Origin of the sequence: Aggregatibacter segnis ATCC 33393 (genome assembly GCF_000185305.1) — a bacterium.
GTDB lineage: Bacteria > Pseudomonadota > Gammaproteobacteria > Enterobacterales > Pasteurellaceae > Aggregatibacter > Aggregatibacter segnis.
This window is the reverse complement of sequence record NZ_GL622200.1, coordinates 618,999-643,069: the sequence shown is the minus strand read 5'-3', so window position 1 is coordinate 643,069 and position 24,071 is coordinate 618,999. Positions and strand designations below refer to the sequence as shown.

Here is a 24,071-nt window from a genome sequence, read left to right as displayed (position 1 = left end):
AATGCCCTGTACTTTAATGTTACCTAGAAGAAAAGTGCGGTGTGTTTTCACTGTGTTTTTTTGCTCGTCACATATCTTAATACCATGAATCATAAGATCATTAAAATTTTTCATAAACTTTCAGAAAATTATTAATTTGCATAATAAACTTGATTCCGTCATTCTAGCCTCGTACAGACGTTTAGCCGTCTAAATCATTTAACACAAAACAAGGAATTATGATGACAACATTTCATTTATCGGGTTTCCCACGCGTAGGTGCCAAGCGTGAACTTAAATTTGCCCAAGAACGTTACTGGCGCGGTGAAATCGCTGAAGCTGATTTATTAGACATTGCAAAAAAATTGCGCGAAATTAACTGGCAACATCAAGCCAATGCGAATGCGGATTTCGTGGCGGTTGCTGATTTCACTTTCTACGATCATATTTTAGATTTGCAAGTGGCGACAGGCGCCATTCCTGCGCGTTTTGGTTTCGACAGCCAAAACTTAACCCTGGATCAATATTTCCAATTAGCGCGTGGCAATAAAACACAATTCGCCATTGAAATGACCAAATGGTTTGACACCAACTATCACTATCTCGTGCCTGAATTCCACAAGGACATCCAATTTAAAGCCAACCCGGCGCACTATGTGCAACAAATCCGTGAAGCCAAGGCCCTTGGTCACAAGGTAAAACCCACCATCGTTGGTCCATTAACCTTCCTTTGGTTAGGGAAAGAAAAAGGCGCAGCCTTCAATCGTTTCGATTTATTAAACAAACTCGTGCCGGTTTATGTGGACATCTTAAACGCATTAACCGCTGAAGGCGTGGAATACATTCAAATTGATGAACCTGCCTTAACTCTAGATTTACCGGCAGAATGGATTGCCGCTTATAAAGCGGTTTACGCGACTTTTGCGGCAAAAGTCAACGCCAAACTGTTGCTTGCCACGTATTTCGGCTCCGTGGCGGAACACGCCGATTTATTGAAAGCCTTACCAGTAGCCGGTCTTCACATTGATTTGGTGCGTGCACCGGAACAACTCTCCGCCTTTGCCGATTACGACAAAATCCTTTCCGTAGGCGTGATTGACGGCCGTAACATTTGGCGTGCGAACTTAAACCAAGTGTTAGATGTGGTTGAACCATTAAAAGCAAAATTAGGCGAAGGTTTATGGATTGCACCAAGCTGTTCCCTACTCCATACGCCTTATGATTTGGCGGTGGAAACCCAACTGCAAGCCAACAAGCCGGAGCTTTATCAATGGTTGGCGTTCACCTTGCAAAAAATTCAAGAATTACGCGTCATTAAAACCGCACTTGAGCAAGGCAGAACAGCTGTGCAAGCAGATCTTGATGCTAGCCAAGCAGCCGCTGACGCGCGTAAAAACTCCCGTGAAATCCACCGCACTTGTGTGGCGGAACGTTTGGCAAATCTGCCGAAAAATGCCGATCAACGTAAATCGCCATTTGCAGAACGGATTAAATTACAAAATGCGTGGTTAAATCTACCATTGCTGCCAACCACCAATATTGGTTCCTTCCCGCAAACCACGGAAATTCGTCATGCCCGTGCCGCCTTCAAAAAAGGCGATCTCAGCTTGGCGGATTACGAAGCGGCAATGAAAAAAGAAATTGAATTTGTGGTACGTGAACAAGAAAAATTGGATTTAGACGTGTTAGTGCATGGCGAAGCGGAACGTAACGACATGGTGGAATACTTCGGCGAATTGCTTGATGGATTTGCGTTCACCAAATTCGGTTGGGTACAAAGTTACGGTTCCCGCTGCGTAAAACCACCGGTCATTTACGGTGATGTGACCCGCCCGGAACCGATGACCGTGCGTTGGTCGCAATATGCCCAAAGCCTCACCAACAAAGTGATGAAAGGGATGTTGACCGGCCCGGTAACGATTTTACAATGGTCTTTCGTGCGTAACGACATTCCACGTTCCACGGTGTGTAAACAAATTGCCGTAGCGCTTTCTGATGAAGTGTTAGATTTAGAAAAAGCAGGCATCAAAGTCATCCAAATTGACGAACCCGCTATCCGCGAAGGCTTACCGCTCAAACGTGCCGATTGGGACGCTTATTTACAATGGGCAGGCGAAGCTTTCCGTTTAAGTTCAATGGGTTGTAAAGATGATACGCAAATTCACACACACATGTGTTATTCCGAATTTAACGACATTCTACCGGCTATTGCCGCCCTGGATGCCGACGTGATCACCATCGAAACCTCCCGTTCCGACATGGAATTGCTTACCGCATTCGGTGATTTCAAATACCCGAACGACATCGGCCCGGGCGTGTACGACATCCACAGCCCACGCGTACCAACCGCAGAAGAAATTGAACATCTTCTTCGCAAAGCGTTGCAAGTGGTGCCAAAAGAACGCTTATGGGTAAACCCGGACTGCGGCCTAAAAACCCGCGGCTGGCCGGAAACCATTGCCGCATTAAAAGTGATGGTGGATGTCACGAAGAAATTACGTGCGGAATTAGCCTAATTCACAGATAATTGTTCACAGGTAAAAAAAGCTGAATCTCAAAGAGAGGTTCAGCTTTTTCGTTTTAGGAAAGAGAAAAGAGCGGTTGTTTTTAAAAGAGTTTTATTCAACAAAATATGGAAAAGTGCTCTCTTTTTTAAACATGTCGCTTCGCTGTGGAAGCAAAGGTAATTTTATCAGGGCGATAACTAATGCTACCGTACTGAAATGGGCGTCCGTCGGCTAAATAAGTGGTGCTGGTAACGTTCACAACCATATTATATTCACCGAGATCCATGGTGCTTTTTTCTTCTTCATTGGCATAACGAAACACAATTTCACGCTGTGAATAACTAATTTTCAGACCCAGTTCACTTTCTAAATAGTGATAAATGGATTGTTCCGCAATCTCACGATTAATGAAAGGAACAATACGACGATCAAAGTAAGAGACTTCGTATTCCACCGCTTCCCCGTCAATTTCACGAACACGACCGATACGGTAAAAATCAATTTGATCATTTACATTAAAGATCTGCATTAATTCCTCTTCCCCTTGCACAATATACAAGCTGGTTAAGGTTGTTTTCACTTGATGGGTTAAAGGGCGATTCAGCTCACCAACGGTTTTGATCTCGGAAAGCTGTTGAGGCGTTGATAAATTATGCTCGAGAACAATAGAAGTTCGCCCCTGTTGTTTCTGAATGTAACCGTCCATTTCAAGCAGAGAAAGGGCTTTGCGAATAGTGTCTTTAGAAAAACCATATTCTTGCATAAGCTCACTTTCACTGGGTAATTCTTGCTTTGGCGGTAAAATTCCATCGTTTATTTTGGTTTTTATATCATTATAAACCGCTTTGTATTTACTCACTTTTCCACTCCATTTTGGACTTTTATTCCCTTCTTTAAACCGCGAATAGAATACCATAAACCCTCATAGTTATACGTATAGTTTTTGTGATCAAAATCACACTTTTACGTTAATGTTTAAACTTTTACGTAAAAGTTATTGAGTAAAATAAAATTTAGATTAGAATCTCTACAACTTTTACTTCTGAAGGAAAAAATTATGCTTACTCGGTCAAGTGGTGTTTTAATGCACATCACCTCATTACCCAATGCATTTGGAATTGGTAGCTTTGGGCAATCTGCCTATGATTTTGTAGATTTTTTAGTTGAAACGAAACAAACCTATTGGCAAATCCTTCCATTAACCACCACCAGCTACGGTGATTCCCCCTATCAATCCTTCTCTGCGATTGCAGGTAACACACATTTAATTGATTTTTCTTTACTCACCCAAATGGGTTTATTGCAAGAAACGGATTATGCTTCGGTTAATTTTGGCGATGATCCGACAAAAGTAGATTACGAGCGCATTTTTTATGCACGTCGGCCGATCTTAGAAATCGCAGTCAAACATTTCCTTGCCGATAAAAAACACCAAGCAAACTTCAAAAACTTTGAAAAAAACAACCGCACTTGGTTGGAAGACTATGCGGAATTTATGGCAATCAAAGAGCATTTCGGCAATAAGGCCCTACAAGAATGGGAAGATAAACAGGTTGTTGCTCGTCAACCCAAAGCACTTGGGAAATACCGTACGATGCTGACAGAACAAATTCAGTATTTCAAGGTAACGCAATATTTCTTTTTCCAACAATGGTTAGCATTGAAAAATTACGCTAATCAAAGAGGAATTAAAATTATCGGCGATATGCCGATTTATGTGGCGTCGGATAGCGTCGAAGTATGGACAATGCCAGAACTTTTCCAATTAGATAAAGAACGCAATCCGCTTTTCGTTGCCGGTGTTCCTGCCGATCAGTTTAGCGCCACCGGACAGCTTTGGGGCAATCCGCTTTATGACTGGGCTGAACATAAGAAACAAGGCTATGCTTGGTGGATTCATCGTATTGAGGAAAGCTTTAAAATTTACGATATACTTCGTATCGATCATTTCAAAGGTTTCTCCGATTATTGGCAAGTGGATGGTAAAGCAGATATTGCCAAATATGGTAGCTGGCAACCTGGCCCGGGATATGATTTGTTCAAAGCAGTAAAAGCACAGCTAGGCGATTTGCCGATTATCGCTGAAGATCTCGGTAATATTGATGAAAAAGCGAAGAAATTACTGGTTGATTGCGGTTATCCCGGCATGAAAATTTTGCAATTTGGTTTTGAAGATGTGAGTGGTGAAAGCCTGGATAGCCCACATTATTGCATTCCGCATTGTATCGCCTACACAGGCACACATGACAATGATGTCACAAATGGTTGGTATGACGGATTAACGTCGAAACAGCAACAATATATCAATGCTTATACCCATCGTGCTACGAATGAATCTGTTTGTCAGGCAATGATTCGCCAATTATTTGCTACCGTAAGTAATACGGCGATTGCCACCATGCAAGATATTTTAGATTTGCCTGCCAGCTCAAGAATGAATATTCCTTCTACTATAGGTGGAAACTGGGAGTGGCGAATGCTAGAAAGTGATTTAACCAACGCCAAAAAAGATTTCTTAACCCAAATAACCACGTTATATGGACGCGCCAATAAGGAAAAAAGAATGACTAAATTTAGTGAATTTGTACAGCAAACAACAAACAAAAAACTTGAAAAGTTAAGTGATCATGCCATTTACGTACAGTTATTAAACTATGTTAAAACCCTTGCTGCGAATAAAGGAAAAAATACAGCTAAACGTAAGGTTTACTATATTTCTGCAGAGTTTTTGATTGGCAAATTGCTGTCTAACAATTTAATTAATCTTGGCGTATATCAAGAAATCAAAGATGAATTGGCGCAGGCAGGAAAATCACTCAGCCATATTGAAGATATTGAGCCGGAACCGTCTTTAGGGAACGGTGGATTAGGTCGTTTAGCGTCCTGTTTTATTGATTCCATGTCCACACTCGGGCTAAATGCGGAAGGTGTAGGCTTGAATTACCATTGCGGTTTGTTTAAACAAGTCTTTAAAAACAATGAGCAACATGCCGAACCGAATGATTGGATTGAAAAAGAGTCTTGGTTAATCCCGACAAATATCCGTTATGAAGTGCCATTTAAAGACTTCACGTTAACCTCTAAATTAGATCGTATTGATATTCTTGGTTACAAAAAAGACACCAAAAATTATCTCAACTTATTTGATATTGAATCCATTAATCATAAATTGATTAAAAAAGGTATCACCTTTGATAAAACAAACATCAAAGAAAATCTGACCTTGTTCCTTTATCCGGATGACTCCGATAAAAACGGTGAATTATTACGTATTTATCAGCAATACTTTATGGTTTCCAATGCGGCGCAATTATTAATTGATGAAGCCATTGAACGTGGCAGTAATTTACATGATTTAGCCGATTACGCCTATGTGCAAATTAATGACACTCACCCCTCCATGGTGATTCCGGAATTGATTCGCTTATTAACGGAAAAACATCGTATTAAATTTGCAGAAGCGGTAGAAATCGTGCGCAATATGGTGGGTTACACAAACCATACGATTCTTGCCGAAGCCTTAGAAAAATGGCCTTTAGCTTATTTAGAAGAAGTGGTTCCACATTTAGTGAAGATCATCAAAAAACTAAATAAATTAGTGCAGAAAGAATTTTCGAATCCTGATGTACAAATTATTGATAAGCAAAAACGCGTCCATATGGCGCATATGGATATTCATTTTTCAAACTCCGTAAACGGTGTGGCGGCATTACACACGGAGATTTTGAAAAACTCCGAACTCAAAGCGTTTTATGAAATTTATCCGGAGAAGTTTAATAATAAAACTAACGGAATCACCTTCCGTCGTTGGTTAGAATTTTCTAACCAAGCGTTATCCGCTTATATTAAACAACTTATCGGCGATGAGTACTTACACGATGCAACGCAATTGGAAAAACTGCTTGCCTTTAAAGATGACAAAAAAGTGCATCAAAAATTAGCTGAAATTAAATTCCAGAATAAATTAGCGCTAAAAACTTATCTTAAAGAAAATAAAGGCATTGAATTGGATGAGAATTCCATTATCGATACACAAATTAAGCGTTTCCACGAATATAAACGCCAACAAATGAATGCGCTTTATGTGATTCATAAATACCTTGAAATCAAAGCAGGCAAACTGCCGAAACGTAAAATTACCGTAATTTTTGGTGGGAAAGCCGCACCGGCTTATGTGATTGCACAGGATATTATTCATTTAATTCTTTGCTTGTCTGAGTTAATCAATAACGATCCGGATGTGAATCAGTATTTAAACGTCTATTTAGTGGAAAACTACAATGTTAGCGTGGCGGAAAAATTGATTCCGGCGACAGATATTTCAGAGCAAATTTCCCTTGCCTCAAAAGAAGCTTCCGGAACGGGCAATATGAAATTTATGCTGAATGGCGCATTAACCTTGGGCACGATGGACGGTGCGAACGTGGAAATTGCCGAATTAGCCGGAGCGAAAAACATTTACACCTTCGGTAAAGATTCGGAAAGCATTATTAAACTGTATGAAACTGCCGGTTATGTTTCAAAAGATTACTATAAAAAGGATAAACACATTAAAAGAGCGGTCGATTTTATCCTTGATTCTACGCTGGTGAAACTGGGCAATGAAGAGCGTTTAAAACGCCTGCATGATGAGTTGCTTAATAAAGACTGGTTTATGACCTTAATTGACTTTGATGCTTATGTCACGGCGAAAGAACAAATTTTGGCGGATTATGAAGATCAAGATAGCTGGAACAAAAAAGTGATTCATAACATCGCCAAAGCCGGTTTCTTCTCATCGGATCGCACCATTGCGCAATATAATACCGATATCTGGCATTGTGAGGATTAAGGGGAACGTATGAAACTACTCACCCTCAACGTACACGCTTGGTTAGAAGATAACCAAGCGGAAAAAATCGACATTATTGCCGACACCATTGTTGAAAAGGGCTACGACATCGTTGCCCTACAAGAGGTGAACCAATTAATGTCAGCGCCCGCGATTTCACAAGCATTAAAGCAAGATAACTATGGTGTTGTGTTACTGAATAAAATCAATCAACGGGCAAGGCAAAAATATTCGCTATTTTGGAGCAATTCGCATATTGGCTACGATAAATATGACGAAGGTATCGCCTTTTTAACCCGCTTGCCGGTTTATGAAGTGGATGCATTTTATTGCAGCCAACATCAGCGCCTCGATTCTATCCTCTCACGCAAAATCCTTGGCTTAACCGTGGAATATGAAGGTCAACTTGTAGATTGTTATTCCTGCCATATCAACTTGCCGAATTGCGCGGGTGAAAATCAACTGGACAACATTCTCAATATCGTGGAGCGCAGCCAAAGCCAAAACCTTAAAATTTTGATGGGCGATTTCAATACGGATGCAATCAGCGATCCAAACGCTTATCAGAAAATCAAATCTCTCGGTTTACTTGATACTTTTGAGATGGCGGAACAAAAAGATAGCGGGATTACTGTTGAAAAAGCAATTGATGGCTGGAAAGGCCACAGTGAAGAAAAACGCTTAGACTATATTTTTTTAAATCAAACAAAAAGGGTTTTATCGAGTCAGGTGGTTTTTAATGGCAAAAATAAACCGGTAGTTTCCGACCATTTCGGTTTGGAAGTCGAGCTTACATTGTAGGAGAACATACATGAAAAAATTGCTCAGTTTTGAATTTTGGCAAAAATTCGGCAAATGCCTGATGGTGGTGATTGCCGTGATGCCTGCCGCAGGTTTGATGGTAAGTATCGGTAACTCATTACCGTTAATTAGCGATGTCGAATGGCTGGCGCGCGTGGGTAATATTATCGCGCAAATCGGTTGGGGCATTATTGGCAACCTGCATTTGTTATTTGCTCTAGCCATTGGTGGTAGTTGGGCGAATGAGCGTGCAGGTGGTGCGTTTGCCGCAGGTCTTGCCTTTATTTTAATCAACTTAATTACCGGTCATTTCTTCGGCGTAAAAATTGAAATGTTGACCGATCCGAATGCCCACGTCAGCACCATCTTGGCAGGCGACATTCCGGTGGCTAACTACTTTGTGAATATTCTCGGACAACCTGCATTAAATATGGGCGTTTTTGTAGGGATCATCGCCGGTTTTGTAGGGGCAACTACCTTTAATAGCTACTATAATTTCCGCAAACTGCCTGAAGTACTTACCTTCTTTAACGGTAAACGCTTTGTGCCATTTGTGGTGATTTATCGTTCCGTTTTAGTGTCGTTAGTGTTGGCGGTGTTCTGGCCGGTAGTGCAAACCGGGATCAATCATTTCGGTGAATGGATTGCCAACTCACAAGACTCCGCGCCTATCCTTGCGCCTTTTGTTTACGGCACATTAGAACGTCTTTTACTGCCTTTCGGTTTACACCATATGCTCACCATTCCGATGAACTACACCTCATTGGGCGGCACCTATGAATTCTTAACCGGTATGCAACAAGGCAAACAAGTATTCGGACAAGACCCGTTATGGCTCGCTTGGATCAGTGATTTAATCAACCTGAAAGATGCGGGCAATATGACGCAATATAACGAGCTCCTCTCAACAGTGACACCGGCGCGCTTTAAAGTGGGCCAAATGATCGGCTCAAGCGGTATTCTAATGGGAATTACACTCGCCATGTACGTAAACGTTGATCAGGATAAAAAAACCATCTACAAAGGGATTTTCCTTTCTTCTGCTCTTGCCGTGTTCTTAACCGGCGTAACAGAACCGATCGAATATATGTTTATGTTCGTTGCGCTACCGCTTTACCTTGTTTATGCGGTTATCCAAGGTTGTGCATTTGCCATGGCGGATATTGTGAACTTACGCGTTCACTCATTCGGTAACATTGAGTTTTTAACCCGTACCCCAATGGCAATTAAAGCGGGCATCGGCATGGATCTCATCAACTTCATTTGGGTATCCGGTGTGTTTGCGGTCGCGGCCTTCTTAATTGCGAATTTCATGATTAAGAAACTCAACTTAGCCACCGCCGGTCGCAACGGCAACTACGATGCAAAAGGCACTGACGAAGCCCCTGCTGAGGAGAAAAAAGTCGCTAATGCCAGTGCACAAGTGGTGCAAATCATCAATCTTCTCGGTGGTCGCAACAATATTGCCGAGGTGGATGCTTGTATGACCCGTTTACGCATCACTGTGCATAATCCTGAATTAGTGGGCGATGCAGCGGCTTGGAAACAAGCAGGCGCAATGGGTTTCATTGTTAAAGGCACAGGCATTCAAGCTATTTACGGGCCAAAAGCTGATGTACTGAAATCGGATATTCAAGACCTACTCTCTTCAGGCGTTGAAATTCCGAAAATGTAACAATATGCAAACATAGATAAACCAAAAGAGCGGTTAAAATGATCTAACCCCAAAAGAAAAGCTGAATCTCGAAAGAGGTTCAGCTTTTTATTTTGATGAAAAGAAAGTGCGGTGGGTTTTGAGCATATTTTTGAAATGTAAAAACGTCAGGAATAAAACTCAATATCTTTGAGATGCCGGATTACCGACAGGTTCAAAATAAACAAATCGGTTTTGCTAAATTGCAAATAAAACAACCGCACTTTTCTGTCTTTCACTTTTAATCATCCATCAGCAAAAAATATTTTCCTTGTAATAATTGACTTTTCTCCCCTCTGCCCTTACCTTACAGCAACGTTATAACCGCTTATTTTCTTTAAATTTAAAGGAGTTTTTATGCAATCTCGTATTATTGTTGACAGCAGAGAAGAATCGTTACTTAGCACGCACAAAGTGTTGCGTAACACCTATTTCTTGTTAGCGTTAACATTAGCCTTTTCCGCTGTGGTAGCTTATGTATCTATGGCGATGAATTTACCAAGACCGGGGCTTATCATCATGCTTGTGGGTTTCTATGGGCTGCTTTTCTTAACCAATGCCTTAGCAAATAGCGCATTAGGGATTTTATCTGCCTTTGCCTTCACCGGTTTCTTAGGCTACACCGTAGGGCCAATTTTAAATGCCTATGTGAGCGCTGGTTTGGGTGATGCTATCGTGTTAGCGTTAGCCGGCACCGCAGCAACTTTCTTCGCTTGCTCCGCTTATGTCTTAACTACGAAGAAAGACATGTCTTTCTTATCCGGCACGATTCTAGCCTTATTCGTGGTGTTATTACTTGGCATGGTCGCGAGTTTCTTCTTCCAATTCCCGGCCCTTTATGTAGGAATTAGTGCGCTGTTCGTGATTTTCTCCACCATGGGAATTTTGTATGAAACCAGTAACATCATTCACGGTGGTGAAACCAACTACATTCGTGCAACGGTCAGCTTATTTGTGTCTATCTACAACCTGTTTATCAGTTTGTTAAACTTACTTTCATTCTTCTCTTCTAGAGATTAATTATTAATTTGATAGATAAATTCAACGCCCCTTTTTTGGGGCGTTTTTATATAATCCGTCCTCATAAATACTAAGGTTATTATCATGCTTGAAGTCAATAATAAACATATTGAAACCGATGCTTCGGGTTATTTGCTCAATATTGATGATTGGGATGTTGAAGTCGCGCAAGCTATTGCGAAATTAGAGAATTTGGAATTAACTGACGCTCACTGGGAAATCATTCATTTTGTGCGGGCGTTTTATCAGGAATACAAAACCTCACCGGCTATTCGTATGTTGGTAAAAGCCACAGCACAAAAACTCGGTGAAGATAAAGGCAACAGCCGTTATTTACAACGTTTGTTCCCCGAAGGCCCGGCAAAACAAGCAACCAAATTAGCCGGGTTACCCAAACCGGCAAAATGCTTATAAGATATTTGCGAATTATTTGCATTTAAAAAATAAAAGAATATAATCATCCCCGCAACTTATGTTGTTATTTTATAACTAAAACTTTTCTAAGGAGAAAAACATGCGTTTACTCGCAACATTAATCAGTGTACTTGCATTAAGTTTAGGCTCTAGCTTGGCTTATGCAAAATTTAAAGTCGTTACCACCTTCACCATCATTCAAGACATGGCACAAAATATCGCCGGTGATGCGGCTACCGTGGAATCAATCACCAAACCGGGAGCAGAAATTCACGATTATGAGCCAACCCCAAAAGACATCGTGAAAGCCCAATCTGCCGACCTCGTATTATGGAACGGTTTAAACCTTGAACGTTGGTTTGAAAAATTCTTCCAAAACGTGAAAGATAAACCGGCGGTTGTTGTGACTGAGGGTATCGAGCCAATGTCTATTAATGAAGGTCCTTATACCGGCAACCCAAATCCGCACGCTTGGATGTCCCCTTCCAATGCATTGATTTATATTGAGAACATTAAAAATGCGTTGGTAAAATACGATCCACAAAATAAAGAAACATACGAAAAAAATGCCGCACTTTATGCACAAAAAATCAAAGCGTTGGATAAACCGCTTCGCGAAAAATTAGCACAAGTGCCGGAAGTTCAACGTTGGTTGGTCACCAGTGAAGGCGCTTTCAGCTATCTCACCCGTGACTATGGTTTTAAAGAAGCCTATTTATGGCCGATTAACGCAGAACAACAAGGTACGCCACAACAGGTTCGCAAAGTGATTGAAACCGTTAAAGCCAACAACATTCCGGTTGTATTCAGTGAAAGTACTATTTCACCTAAACCGGCAAAACAAGTCGCGAAAGAAACCGGCGCAAAATACGGCGGCGTACTTTATGTGGATTCTCTTTCCAACAAAAAAGGGCCGGTACCAACCTATATCGATTTGTTGAACACGACCGTTTCTACTATCGCAAAAGGATTTGAAAAATAATGTCATCGAATATTGCCTCGATCTGTGTTGAAGATGTCACGGTTCGCTATAACAACGGCCACACCGCCATCCATGATGTCACCTTTCGTTTAGAAGGCGGCACCACCTGTGCCCTCGTGGGCGTAAATGGAAGCGGAAAATCAACCTTGTTTAAAAGCCTAATGGGATTGATTCATCCACAACGAGGCAATATTACGTTGTGTCATTTGCCAATAAAACAGGCATTAAAACAAAACTTGGTCTCTTATGTGCCTCAATCGGAAGAAGTGGACTGGCAATTCCCGGTGTCTGTTTATGATGTGGTACTCATGGGACGCTACGGCTATATGAATTTCCTGCGCCGCCCAAGTGAAACCGATAAGCAAAAAGTGCAAGAAGCCATGCAACGGGTGAACATTGAACACCTTGCCCATCGTCAAATTGGCGAACTTTCCGGCGGACAGAAAAAGCGCGTATTTTTAGCTCGTGCGCTTGCTCAACAAAGTAAGATTATTTTACTGGATGAACCTTTTACCGGCGTTGATGTGCAAACAGAAAATGCCATTGTCGATTTACTTGGGCAATTACGTAGCGAAGGTCATCTCATTTTGGTTTCTACCCACAACTTGGGAGCAGTACCGGATTTCTGTGACCAGGTGGTGATGATTAATCGCACCGTCATTGCGGCCGGCTCGACAGAAACCACGTTTAACCAACATAACTTAGAACTCGTCTTTGGTGGCGTATTGCGTCACATTAAATTGCTCGGTACAGACCTACACGATGATGAAGATCCGCGCGCAGTCACCGTACTTACCGATGATGAGCGAGCGGCGGTGTTCTATGGTAAAACCAAAGTCGATCCTCCAGCACCGATTGTGAGACAGTGCAAATCAGAGGAAAAATCCTAATGCTAGCGCTCTTACTGGAACCTTTTTCCTATGATTATATGGTGAAAGCCATTTTGCTCAGTTCTGCCGTGGGAGGCGTTTGTGCTTTCTTGTCAGCTTACCTAATGCTGAAAGGATGGTCCCTCATTGGTGATGCCCTTTCCCATTCAGTTGTTCCCGGTGTTGCCATCGCTTATGCGCTTTCTCTGCCTTATGCTCTCGGCGCTTTTTTTTCCGGTATCTTAGCTGCCGTGTCTATTTTATGGGTGAAATCCATTACCAAACTGCGGGAAGATGCGGTTATCGGCTTCATTTTTACGACATTTTTTGCGCTTGGTCTGTTGATCATTTCCCTCAACCCAACCTCCGTCAATGTGCAAGATATTGTGTTAGGTAACATCCTAGGTATTGCAGATGAAGATATTCTTCAAGTGGCAATCATCATTGGCATCAGTCTGATTTTATTACTCATTTTTTGGAAAGATCTGTTATTAATTTTCTTTGATGAAGTCCATGCCACTTCCGTAGGACTCACACCAATTTATTACAAAGTGCTGTTTTTTACGTTACTCAGTGCTTGTGTCGTCGCCGCATTACAAACCGTTGGTGCGATTTTAGTCATCGCCATGGTGATCACACCGGGCGCCACCGCTTATTTGCTTACTGATCGTTTTAAAACACTTGCCATGATTGCCGTTATTCTAGGCATTCTTTCCAGCGCGATTGGCGTGTATATCAGTTATTTCTTAGATGGCGCAACGGGTGGCGTTATTGTTTGTATTCAGACCGCACTTTTCCTATTGGCTTTTATTTTCTCGCCAAAATACGGCTTAATTCGCCAGCGTAAACCAATAACGAAAGAAGAGGTGCAACAATGAACGCTATTTATCAATGGTTCACCGAGCCTTTTGCCTATCCGTTTATGCAAAACGCATTAATCACGGCGTTATTAGTCTCCATTATTTGCGCCATGCTCTCCTGCTATTTAGTGTTGAAAGGTTGGTCGTTGATGGGGGATGCGATTTCGCATGCTGTTCTGCCGGGCATTGTGGTGGCTTTCTGGTTGAGTTTGCCTTTAACCATCGGTGCCTTTGTCGCCGGATTGCTCTGTTCTGTCTGTGTGGGATATTTAAAAGAAAATAGCCGAATCAAAGAAGATACCGCCATGGGCATTGTCTTTTCAGGGATGTTTGCGCTCGGGATTGTCTTGTTTAGCAAAATTGAAACGGATCAACATTTAACCCATATTTTATTTGGTAATTTGCTTGGCGTGAGCGATGCAGAAATGTTGCAAACGCTAGTCATCAGTGCGGTCGTTTTTGGGGTTGTTTTTTTACGTCGAAAAGATTTTTTACTTTATTGTTTTGATGCTACGCAAGCCAAAATCGTTGGCTTATCGCCTCGACTCTTGCATTACAGTTTACTGATTCTTCTCGCGTTAACCATCGTCAGTGCCATGCAAGTAGTCGGCGTAATCTTAGTCGTTGCGATGCTTATTTCCCCCGGCATTACCGCATTTATTTTAAGCAAGCGCTTTGATCATATGATTGTCATTGCCTTGGCAACCTCTATCAGCACCAGTATCTTCGGAACGATTATTAGCTACCATATTGATGGCGCCACAGGTCCTTGCATTATTTTGTTACAAGCGGCGGTATTTTTAACCGCACTTATTTATAGCAAAATCAAACTGCGTTTCAGTGTAGCACTTGAAACGCCGTAAATTCTTTGTCGCCAAGATAATCTTCCACCAATACGTTATTTACGATGGCAGTGCAGGGACCATGTTGCAACCAAGCGTTTAATGTGTCAATTTGACTTTCCGAACCGACGGCGACCACCTCAACGGAGCCGTCGGCAAGATTACGCACAAAGCCGGTTACGCCGATCTTCAGCGCTTGTTTCCACGTAAAATAACGAACCCCAACGCCTTGCACATAACCGTGAACACAAAAACGTTTTTTGACCATACAATTTCCCCTTAAAATTGAATAAAAACAAAAAACTAGCGCTTAAATACAATTTTCTATTTTCATTTTTCCCAATTTGGAATAGCATACAAACTACGCTTTATTCCATAAAGTGTCATCTAATTTTAATGAATGTCCTTCAAAACAGGAGTAAATATGAAATTTCGTTTTGCTGTCTTAACTGCAACACTTTTAGCCAGTACGGCGAGCTTTGCCGGCATGGTAACCAGCTCATCTAATATTGATTTTTTAGCCATTGACGGTCAAAAAGCAAACAAATCTTTATTGAAAGAAACTAACGCATTTAATATCAACGATACACAAAAACACCAAGTTGTTGTTCGTGTATCCGAAATTACTCAAGTGGGTTCCGATCGCTCCTTATTCGAATCTGATCCGATTGTTGTGACATTCCAAGGTTCAAGTGAAGATATCGTAATTTCAGCCCCACGTTTACAAAATGAACGTGATGTAAGTAACTTCAAACAATCTCCTGTGATTAGCGTAAAAACTCAATCCGGTCACAACGTAGAAAATAAACAAGAATACTTAAAACAAGAAGGTTTATTCCCGGGCATGAACCTTATCAAAGACTTAAACGAATATAACGCGTCTGGCGCACCGGCCTCTTTACCTTCTTTAGCAACAATCACCACCTCAGCTGCAACAGCGGTAGTCGTTGGCGGTCCTGCTGCAACCGGTAAAGTAAACAAAGGCAAAGTAACATTACAAGGTGAAAACGTGGCGGAACAAATGTTGCAATATTGGTATCAACAAGCCGATAAAGAAACACAAACACGTTTCATTGATTGGGCGAAAAAACAAAAATAATTCGGTGTTCTATGCCAATTCATTTATATCCAAAAAGTGAGCCTGCCCGCTCACTTTTTATTTAGGAGTCACCATGCAAACAACTTATCGCACTCTACCCGTCAATAAACATATCGCTTTAGTCGCACACGATCACTGTAAAGCCGATCTGATAAACTGGTGTAAAACCCACCGCACTTTCTTAGCAAACCACACGCTCTATGGCACCGGCACCACAGGGAATCTTATTCATCGTGAAACCGGTTTGACCGTCAATAGCTTGCTCAGTGGCCCTATGGGCGGGGATCAACAACTCGGTGGGTTAATCGCTGAAAACAAAATTGATTTAATGATTTTCTTCTGGGACCCGATGAATGCCGTGCCGCATGATCCCGATGTCAAAGCATTGATGCGTATTGCCACCGTTTGGAATATTCCTGTTGCAATGAATATGGCAAGTGCCGATTTTCTGGTTTCTTCACCACTCTTTAATGACACCTGCGATATTCGTATTCCTGACTATCAAGGTTATTTAAACGAACGCTTAAAATAGATATTGCTATGAATTTAAGCCTGATTCTCAATATTCTCAACTTTGTCCTTGGCGGTTTCGCAACAACGTTAGGGTGGTTATTCGCTACCCTTATGAGTGCCGTGTTGATCGTCACATTGCCTTATACTCGAAGCTGTTGGGAAATTTGTAAAATGTCATTGGTTCCCTTCGGCAACGATTTGATTCATGTGAAGTATTTGGAACCTAAAAGTGCGGTGGGAAATTCCCTCGGATCGTTACTCAATGTTGTCTGGTTCATTCTTTTCGGGTGGTGGTTGTTTCTTGCCCATGTTTTTTGTGGCATTTCTCAATGTCTAACCATCATCGGCATCCCAACCGGCTTGGCGAATTTCCATATCGCCAGAATTGCGTTATTTCCGGTCGGACAACGGGTCATTCCGAAAGAAATGGCTGACCTGATTCGCCGACAAGCTGCAGAAAAATATCAGCGTTTTTATCAATAATTCACCACGTCAAAGGTCAAGCATGCATAGCTGGTTCAATGCAAAAGTTATCGCCTCCATTCCGATTTTTATCGCTGTCAATTTGGCGGTGATTGCCATTTGGTATTTTGATATTTCCGAACAAAGTATGCCCTTGGTATTAGGCATTATTGCAGGCGGTTTGGTCGATTTAGATAACCGATTAACCGGTCGAATCAAGAACGTGCTTTATACGCTGCTCGCGTTTTCCGTTTCTACCATCAGCGTGCAACTGAGCATCAACCATAATTTCCAATTTATGTTGTTGATGACGGCGATGACCTTTGTTTTCACCATGATTGGTGCCATCGGACAACGTTATAGCACCATCGCGTTCGGCACGTTGGTCGTGGCGCTATACACCACATTGACGTATTTGCCGGAAACTGTGTGGTATATGAATCCGCTGATGATTCTTTGCGGCACCTTGCTTTACAGCATCACCACATTATGTGTGCATTTATTTTTTCCGAATCGCCCGGTGCAAGAAAGCGTTGCCAAATCCTTTCTTGCCCTCGCCAATTACCTCGATGTTAAATCAACGTTTTTCGATCCCGACGATATTGAGCAAATTGACAATAAACACATTGCTATGGCGATGAAAAACAGCGTGTTGATCAGTGCATTTAATGATTCACGCACCGCACTTTTTTATCGTATTCGGGGGCAGCATCGCCACAGCCGCACAACTAAAATGATTCGCTATTATTTCTCCGCTCAAGATATTCATGAGCGCATCAGCTCTAATCATTTTGATTACCAAACCCTTGCGGAACACCTGAAAAATACCGATTTAATTTTTCGTATTCAACGCTTACTGGAACTCCAAGCCCAAGCTTGCCGTGATATTGCGCTAAGCTTGCAACAAAATAAAACCTACCGTTATGACCTGCGTTTAGAAAAAGCCATTAACGGGCTAAATCAATCTTTCGAGCTTTATAGCAATAGCCATATCGAAGAAACCGAAAACCTCATTAATCTCCAAACATTACTGGATAATTTAAAAAGCGTTGACTACCAATTACGCCATATTGATCAAGAAGTGAATGAATTAGAACAAACGGATACGGCACAAATTTATACAGAACAAATAACCGGTTTTAAAAATATCCTACTTGCCCTGCGTAGCCACTTTAATTTCAATTCACAACTGTTTCGTCATGCGGTGCGTTTGTCGATTGTGGTGTTTATTTGTTGCACCATCGGCGAATTTTTGCCGTTAGATCGGGCGTATTGGGTTTTATTAACCGCTGTTTTTGTTTGTCAGCCCAACTACACAGCGACTAAACTGCGTCTAAAACAGCGAATTATCGGCACGATTCTCGGTGTGATTATTGCCTCGCTTCTGCCTTATGCGAATCCGACACTGGAATTACAATTAGGCTTAATCGTGCTCACCAGCACCCTGTTTTTCTTTTTCCGTACCAATAATTACAGCTTTTCCACTTTCTTCATTACCTTACAGGTTATTTTCAGCTTTGATGTGATGGGCTTTAATGTGGAACAAGCACTTTATTCCCGTGTGATTGACACGCTGATCGGCGCGACCATTTCTTGGTTTGCCGTGTCTTACTTATGGCCGGATTGGAAATATTTGCAGTTGGATAAAGTCAGCCGTCAGGCAATCAAAAGCGATGCCCAATATTTGCTGTATATTGTCAGTCAATTACAGTTCGGCAAAGGCGATAACTTGAAATACCGCATTGCCCGTCGTTATGCCCATGAATATGCCTCGGCATTAAGTGCTACCATCTCCAATATGAACCATGAGCCGAAAAAATATCAGGCGCATTTACAGGCGGGATTTGAGCTTTTAAAAATTAACTATTCTCTGCTTAGTTACATTTCTACGCTGGGCGCCTACCGCAGCAAAATGAAACAAATGCAACAAAGCACCTTCTTTTTAGCGGAATTCTATCCTGCTGCGAAGAAAATCATTCATATCCTAGAAAATATTGAGCAACTGACACCAACACAGTTTGAGACGTTGCACAATAATATTGAAGTGAGTTTGAAACAGGCTCAAAGCCATTTTGAAAAAAATAATAAAGCGGCACAGCTGCAAGCACACATTCCAATGCAGCAACTCAGCATGATCAATCAAATTTTACCGCTGCTTTACCAAGCCATTCAGAAATGTTGCTAGACATCAATCAAGATCAGAATAGCCGCTTCACCGCCCCATTCTTTTGGGGCTTGGTGCAATGCCCGTACTTTCGGATGTTGTACTAACCAACGGGGAATCTGGCGTTTTAACGTATAAGTGCCATAACCTGTCATCACGCTGGCACAATAAAGATGTTCTTTCTCGCAGGTTTGAATTAATGCCGCCAGCTCTAATTTTGCCTGTTCACGTGTTAAGCCATGCAAATCTAAAAAAATCTCCGGTGAAAAATCGCCACGCCGTAATTGTTTCAACAAATGGGAATCTTCATTTTCACGCAAATATTTGACCGCACTTTCCTCATTTAATAACGGCTCATATTCATCAGAAAAATAAAATAACGTGTCTTGTTGTTCACGCTGTTCTTTTATCGTTGCCAGTGCTTTCTTTTTATGGGGGCGTGCAGCCACAAAAGTATCCTGTTTTAACGGTTTCACGCCTTTCATTTCAGCACGAAACAGGGAAATTGCTTCCTCATCTAACATTTCGTTTCCTATCTCAAATATGGTATAACTACGCGCAATTTTAACATTGATACGAGCAAATCATGAACCAAATTACCTTCAATCAGGAACTTATTGACGATATTTATTCCGCCAACGTACAAGAAGAACTACACACGATCAAAGATTTTCTACGTTGGTGCTACAGTACCTTCAATCGTGCCGACATTTACTACGGACACGGCTACGACAATGCTTGGGATGAAGCACAACAATTGGTCTTAACCACCCTTCACCTCCCTGCTGATTTCCCAAGCGAATTGTATGACACTCGACTCACGACGGCAGAAAAGCTTGAAATCATCCGTTTGGTTATCATCCGCATTGAAAAACGCATTCCTGTCGCCTACTTAATTCACCGTGCTTGGTTCTGCGGCTTAGAATTTTATGTGGATGAACGCGTGATCGTTCCTCGCTCTCCCATCAGCGCCTTGATTGAACAAGGGTTCGCCGGCTTATTAACGCGTGAACCGCAACGCATTTTAGATATGTGTACCGGCAGCGGCTGTATTGCCATCGCCTGTGCGGAGCGCTTCCCTGAAGCAGATGTGGATGCTGTTGACCTCTCTTTTGATGCATTGAATGTTGCCGAAATCAACATTGAACGCCACAATTTAACTCATCGTGTCTTCCCGATTCAGTCGGATTTATTCTCCCGTTTATTGGAAGAACAGTACGATCTCATTGTCACTAACCCACCTTATGTAGATCTAGAAGATCTCTCCGATATGCCGGAGGAATTTCACTACGAACCGGAAATGGCTCTTGGCTCCGGCAATGATGGGTTAACTATCACCAAAGAAATCCTACGTCTAGCGCCGAATTACTTAGCTGACGATGGCGTATTAGTCTGCGAAGTTGGTAACAGCATGGTGCATTTAATTGAACAATTCCCACAAGTGCCGTTTAACTGGCTTGAACTTGCCAATGGCGGCGTGGGCGTATTCGCCTTAACCAAAGCCCAATTGCTTGAACATCAACATGTGTTTCAATAAGCGGAAATAATAAAAAGAAAAAGTGCGGCCTATTTTAAAAACGTTTTTAAAACCGACCGCACTTTTTAGCTCTGCCCAATTATTTATTCAACATTGCTCTCAACGCTGAACCGATTTCTGCCAAACTTCTCACGGTTTTCACACCGGCGGCTTCCAGTGCTGCGAATTTTTCATCGGCAGTCCCTTTTCCGCCACTGATAATGGCACCAGCATGCCCCATTCGTTTGCCTTTCGGCGCCGTCACGCCGGCAATGTAGCTCACTACCGGTTTGGTCACATGTTCTTTAATAAATGCCGCTGCCTCTTCCTCGGCTGAACCGCCAATTTCGCCGATCATGACAATAGCTTCCGTTTGCGGATCCTCTTGGAATAGTTTCAAAATATCCACAAAATTGGAACCGGGGATTGGATCGCCGCCGATACCCACACAAGTGGATTGGCCCAAACCTTCGTCAGTGGTTTGTTTCACGGCTTCATATGTCAACGTGCCTGAGCGAGAAACAATGCCAATTTTTCCTTTTTTATGAATGTTGCCCGGCATGATGCCGATTTTGCATTCTTCCGGTGTAATCACGCCCGGACAGTTTGGCCCAATCATGCGTACACCGGTTTGGTTCAAGCGTTGTTTCACCACCAGCATATCCAAGGTTGGGATGCCTTCGGTGATACAAATAATCAATTTAATCCCGGCATCAATGGCCTCTAAAATCGCATCTTTACAGCCCGGCGCCGGCACATAAATCACCGTTGCTGTGGCACCGGTTGCCTCGACTGCATCGCGTACGGTGTCAAACACAGGCAATCCTAAATGGGTCGTGCCACCTTTATTTGGTGAAACGCCCCCCACCAGTTTAGTGCCATAAGCTAATGCTTGTTCGGAGTGGAATGTACCTTGACCGCCGGTGAAACCTTGGCAAATCACTTTTGTATCTTTATTAATTAAAATTGACATGCTATTGCTCCTTATGCGTTAGCCTTTGCCGCTTTCACCGACTCTACCGCCGCATCAGTCAACGTTTGGGCAGCAATAATATTCAAACCGCTCTTCGCTAAAATTTCACGGCCTAACGGGGCATTATTACCTTCTAAACGCACCACCACCGGCACGTTGACACCCACTTCGTTCACAGCCGCTACAATCCCTTCAGCAATCAGATCGCAGCGTACAATGCCACCGAAAATATTGACGAGTACCGCTTTTACATTTTTATCAGAAAGGATGATTTTAAAGGCTTCCGCAACACGTTCTTTGGTTGCACCGCCGCCCACATCTAAGAAGTTCGCCGGTTGACCGCCGTGTAACTTCACAATATCCATAGTCCCCATGGCAAGCCCTGCGCCGTTCACCATGCAACCAATATTGCCGTCTAATGCCACATAGTTAAGCTGGAAACTTTCCGCTAGGGCTTCGCGCGGGTCTTCTTGGCTTGGATCTTGCATTGCCGCTAAAGCCGGCTGACGATATAACGCATTGCCATCCACCACGATTTTGGCATCTAAACAAAGGAGATTGCCTTCTTTGGTGACTACCAGCGGATTCACTTCTAATAAGGACAAATCTCTTTCGACGAACATTTTTGCCATTTGGGTAAAAATATGGGCAAATTGTTTCACTTGATCGCCTTTTAAACCCAATTTAAACGCCAGCTCACGCCCTTGATATGGCATACCACCGGTAAGCGGATCAATCGCCATTTTGTGTAATAAGTGCGGTGTTTTTGCCGCGACTTCTTCAATATTCATTCCACCCTCAGTGGACACCATGAACACAACACGTTGAGAAGCACGATCGAGCACCGCGCCTAGATACAATTCACGTTCAATTTGTGAGCCTTCTTCTACATAAATCGTGTTTACCGGCTGACCATTAGCATCCGTTTGGAAAGTGACCAAGCGTTGCCCTAACCATTTATTCGCAAACTCTCTGACTTCCGCTTCGTTGCGTACAAGTTTCACGCCACCCGCTTTACCACGTCCACCGGCATGCACTTGACATTTCGCCACCCAAACATCACCGTCTAACTGTTTAATCGCCTCTGCCGCTTCATCTGCGGTTTTACAGGCAATGCCTTTGCCCACCGGCAATTTGTATTCGGCAAAAACTTGCTTACTTTGATATTCATGTAGATTCATAGAAAATCCTCTGTTAAATGCCCTAATTTTTATCGTCTGTTGAAACAAAGAACCGCCTGTCTTACGCACACGCGGTTCTTCTTTCTTTAGATTTCTAGCAATAATCTTGTTGGGTCTTCCAACAATTCTTTCACGGTGACCAAGAAACCGACAGACTCACGGCCATCAATTAAACGGTGGTCATAACTTAATGCCAAATACATCATTGGACGAATCACCACTTGACCATCCACAGCAACCGGACGCTCTTTAATGGCGTGCATACCCAAAATCGCGCTTTGCGGTGGGTTGATAATTGGGGTGGACATCAAAGAACCAAACACACCACCATTGGTAATCGTAAAGTTACCGCCGGTTAAATCTTCCACGGTTAACTTACCATCACGTCCTTTTTCCGCTAAGGCTTTAATCGATTTTTCAATGTCTGCCATAGAAAGGTTGTCGCAATCACGCAACACCGGGGTCACCAAACCACGTGGCGTGGAAACCGCAATACTCACGTCAAAATAATTGTGATAAACCACATCGTCACCGTCAATGGAGGCATTCACTTCCGGATAACGTTTCAAGGCTTCCACCACGGCTTTGATGTAGAAAGACATAAAACCTAAACGTACGCCGTGTTGTTTTTCAAATTTTTCACCGTATTGTTTACGCAAATTCATGATCGGTTTCATATCCACTTCATTGAACGTAGTTAACATCGCCGTATTATTTTTAGCTTCCAACAAACGCTCTGCAATACGTTTACGTAAACGGGTCATCGGCACGCGTTTTTCACTGCGTGCGGAATATGCCATTGTGCTGACTGTTGTTTCTGCTGGTTTAGGCGCTGCTGCACGTTTTGCGATAACCGCTTCAACGTCTTCGCGGGTAATACGACCGCCCACACCGGTGCCTTTCACCTCGGAAGCTTGAATATCGTGTTCCGCCAATAAACGACGAACTCCCGGACTTAACGCATCCGTGCTATGAGGCTCATCCGGCACTTCGGTGCGACGATCCGCCGGTGTCGGTTCTGCCGTTTTTTCCATGGCTGCTGCAGCGGCTGTTGCGGAAGCTTCCAATTTACCCAACAACTGCTTGCTCACCACTGTGGCACCTTCATCCTGCACGATTTCACTGATCACGCCATCTGCTTGCGCCGGTACTTCAAGCACCACTTTGTCTGTTTCAATTTCCACAATCACTTCATCGCGTTTCACCGCATCGCCTGCTTTTTTATGCCAAGTAGCGACTGTTGCATCAGCAACCGACTCGGGCAAATCCGGGACAAGAATTTCAATAGTCATAATTTCATTCCTTTTTTTGTATTCATTTAGCTAAGTATCAATGTTGTTAAGCATAAAGTGCGGTCGTTTTTTA

21 protein-coding genes are annotated in these 24,071 nt (G+C 42.6%); 15 read left to right on the top strand and 6 right to left on the bottom strand.

Annotated elements, in window-relative coordinates; genetic code table 11:
• The first annotated feature begins 221 nt into the window (after positions 1-221).
• The gene (gene metE, locus HMPREF9064_RS06345) at positions 222-2,495 is read left to right on the top strand and encodes a 5-methyltetrahydropteroyltriglutamate--homocysteine S-methyltransferase (protein WP_032997809.1); all 2,274 of its coding nucleotides are present in this window, start codon (positions 222-224) and stop codon (positions 2,493-2,495) included.
• Positions 2,496-2,631: 136 nt separating this feature from the next.
• On the opposite strand, the gene HMPREF9064_RS06350 is transcribed toward metE, so the two are convergent.
• Entirely contained in the window at positions 2,632-3,345 is a 714-nt protein-coding gene (locus tag HMPREF9064_RS06350; protein ID WP_032998104.1) for a UTRA domain-containing protein, read from the bottom strand.
• Between the two features lie 198 nt (positions 3,346-3,543).
• Between HMPREF9064_RS06350 and malQ the strand changes: the two genes are divergently transcribed.
• The 9 genes from malQ to HMPREF9064_RS06390 all read left to right on the top strand — a co-directional run bounded on the left by malQ (position 3,544) and on the right by HMPREF9064_RS06390 (position 14,819).
• Positions 3,544-7,317 (top strand): 4-alpha-glucanotransferase, encoded by a 3,774-nt coding sequence (gene malQ, locus HMPREF9064_RS09760; RefSeq protein WP_081456129.1) that lies wholly within the window; start codon positions 3,544-3,546, stop codon positions 7,315-7,317.
• 9 nt (positions 7,318-7,326) lie between these two features.
• Positions 7,327-8,118, top strand: a complete 792-nt coding sequence (locus tag HMPREF9064_RS06355; RefSeq protein WP_006717586.1) for an endonuclease/exonuclease/phosphatase family protein — start codon at positions 7,327-7,329, stop codon at positions 8,116-8,118.
• A gap of 10 nt (positions 8,119-8,128) precedes the next feature.
• Complete coding sequence (locus tag HMPREF9064_RS06360; RefSeq protein ID WP_006717584.1) at positions 8,129-9,793, top strand: PTS transporter subunit IIBC; 1,665 nt, start codon at positions 8,129-8,131, stop codon at positions 9,791-9,793.
• Positions 9,794-10,168: 375 nt separating this feature from the next.
• On the top strand, positions 10,169-10,831 hold the full coding sequence (locus tag HMPREF9064_RS06365; protein ID WP_006717583.1) for a Bax inhibitor-1 family protein: 663 nt from the start codon (positions 10,169-10,171) through the stop codon (positions 10,829-10,831).
• 84 nt (positions 10,832-10,915) lie between these two features.
• Positions 10,916-11,245 (top strand): TusE/DsrC/DsvC family sulfur relay protein, encoded by a 330-nt coding sequence (locus tag HMPREF9064_RS06370; RefSeq protein WP_006717581.1) that lies wholly within the window; start codon positions 10,916-10,918, stop codon positions 11,243-11,245.
• 100 nt (positions 11,246-11,345) lie between these two features.
• Positions 11,346-12,227 carry an iron ABC transporter substrate-binding protein AfeA gene (gene afeA / locus HMPREF9064_RS06375; protein ID WP_006717578.1) on the top strand — a complete coding sequence of 294 codons (882 nt, stop codon included), beginning with the start codon at positions 11,346-11,348 and terminating at the stop codon, positions 12,225-12,227.
• Positions 12,227-13,117 (top strand): ironABC transporter ATP-binding protein AfeB, encoded by an 891-nt coding sequence (gene afeB, locus HMPREF9064_RS06380; protein WP_006717577.1) that lies wholly within the window; start codon positions 12,227-12,229, stop codon positions 13,115-13,117. Before afeA ends, afeB begins: the two co-directional genes overlap by 1 nt.
• Complete coding sequence (afeC, locus tag HMPREF9064_RS06385) at positions 13,117-13,974, top strand: iron ABC transporter permease subunit AfeC (RefSeq protein ID WP_006717575.1); 858 nt, start codon at positions 13,117-13,119, stop codon at positions 13,972-13,974. Before afeB ends, afeC begins: the two co-directional genes overlap by 1 nt.
• A complete protein-coding gene (locus HMPREF9064_RS06390) occupies positions 13,971-14,819 on the top strand; it encodes a metal ABC transporter permease (RefSeq protein ID WP_006717573.1) in 849 nt (282 codons plus the stop codon). The genes afeC and HMPREF9064_RS06390 overlap by 4 nt, the downstream gene beginning before the upstream one ends.
• Here HMPREF9064_RS06390 and HMPREF9064_RS06395 read toward each other — a convergent pair.
• The gene (locus HMPREF9064_RS06395) at positions 14,794-15,066 is read right to left on the bottom strand and encodes an acylphosphatase (RefSeq protein WP_006717571.1); all 273 of its coding nucleotides are present in this window, start codon (positions 15,064-15,066) and stop codon (positions 14,794-14,796) included. The genes HMPREF9064_RS06390 and HMPREF9064_RS06395 overlap by 26 nt on opposite strands.
• A gap of 156 nt (positions 15,067-15,222) precedes the next feature.
• Between HMPREF9064_RS06395 and HMPREF9064_RS06400 the strand changes: the two genes are divergently transcribed.
• The 4 genes from HMPREF9064_RS06400 (at position 15,223) to yccS (ending at position 19,057) form a co-directional block, all read left to right on the top strand.
• Positions 15,223-15,897 (top strand): curli polymerization inhibitor CsgI-related protein, encoded by a 675-nt coding sequence (locus HMPREF9064_RS06400; protein WP_032997807.1) that lies wholly within the window; start codon positions 15,223-15,225, stop codon positions 15,895-15,897.
• Between the two features lie 73 nt (positions 15,898-15,970).
• The gene (gene mgsA / locus HMPREF9064_RS06405; protein WP_006717566.1) at positions 15,971-16,429 is read left to right on the top strand and encodes a methylglyoxal synthase; all 459 of its coding nucleotides are present in this window, start codon (positions 15,971-15,973) and stop codon (positions 16,427-16,429) included.
• Between the two features lie 8 nt (positions 16,430-16,437).
• Positions 16,438-16,893: a YccF domain-containing protein gene (locus tag HMPREF9064_RS06410; protein ID WP_006717565.1), complete on the top strand. Its 456-nt coding sequence runs from the start codon at positions 16,438-16,440 to the stop codon at positions 16,891-16,893.
• Between the two features lie 22 nt (positions 16,894-16,915).
• The gene (gene yccS / locus HMPREF9064_RS06415; RefSeq protein ID WP_006717562.1) at positions 16,916-19,057 is read left to right on the top strand and encodes a YccS family putative transporter; all 2,142 of its coding nucleotides are present in this window, start codon (positions 16,916-16,918) and stop codon (positions 19,055-19,057) included.
• Here the strand turns inward: yccS and smrB are convergent.
• Entirely contained in the window at positions 19,054-19,560 is a 507-nt protein-coding gene (smrB, locus tag HMPREF9064_RS06420; RefSeq protein WP_006717559.1) for an endonuclease SmrB, read from the bottom strand. The two genes, yccS and smrB, sit on opposite strands and share 4 nt — an antisense overlap.
• A gap of 62 nt (positions 19,561-19,622) precedes the next feature.
• Here smrB and prmB point away from each other — a divergent pair, with 62 nt between their 5' ends.
• The gene (gene prmB / locus HMPREF9064_RS06425; protein ID WP_006717557.1) at positions 19,623-20,573 is read left to right on the top strand and encodes a 50S ribosomal protein L3 N(5)-glutamine methyltransferase; all 951 of its coding nucleotides are present in this window, start codon (positions 19,623-19,625) and stop codon (positions 20,571-20,573) included.
• Between the two features lie 79 nt (positions 20,574-20,652).
• On the opposite strand, the gene sucD is transcribed toward prmB, so the two are convergent.
• From sucD to odhB, 3 genes are all read right to left on the bottom strand, one after another.
• A complete protein-coding gene (gene sucD, locus HMPREF9064_RS06430; protein ID WP_006717554.1) occupies positions 20,653-21,525 on the bottom strand; it encodes a succinate--CoA ligase subunit alpha in 873 nt (290 codons plus the stop codon).
• An 11-nt stretch (positions 21,526-21,536) separates the two neighbouring features.
• Entirely contained in the window at positions 21,537-22,706 is a 1,170-nt protein-coding gene (gene sucC, locus HMPREF9064_RS06435; protein WP_006717553.1) for an ADP-forming succinate--CoA ligase subunit beta, read from the bottom strand.
• Positions 22,707-22,792: 86 nt separating this feature from the next.
• A complete protein-coding gene (odhB, locus tag HMPREF9064_RS06440) occupies positions 22,793-23,998 on the bottom strand; it encodes a 2-oxoglutarate dehydrogenase complex dihydrolipoyllysine-residue succinyltransferase (RefSeq protein WP_006717551.1) in 1,206 nt (401 codons plus the stop codon).
• Positions 23,999-24,071 lie beyond the last annotated feature (73 nt).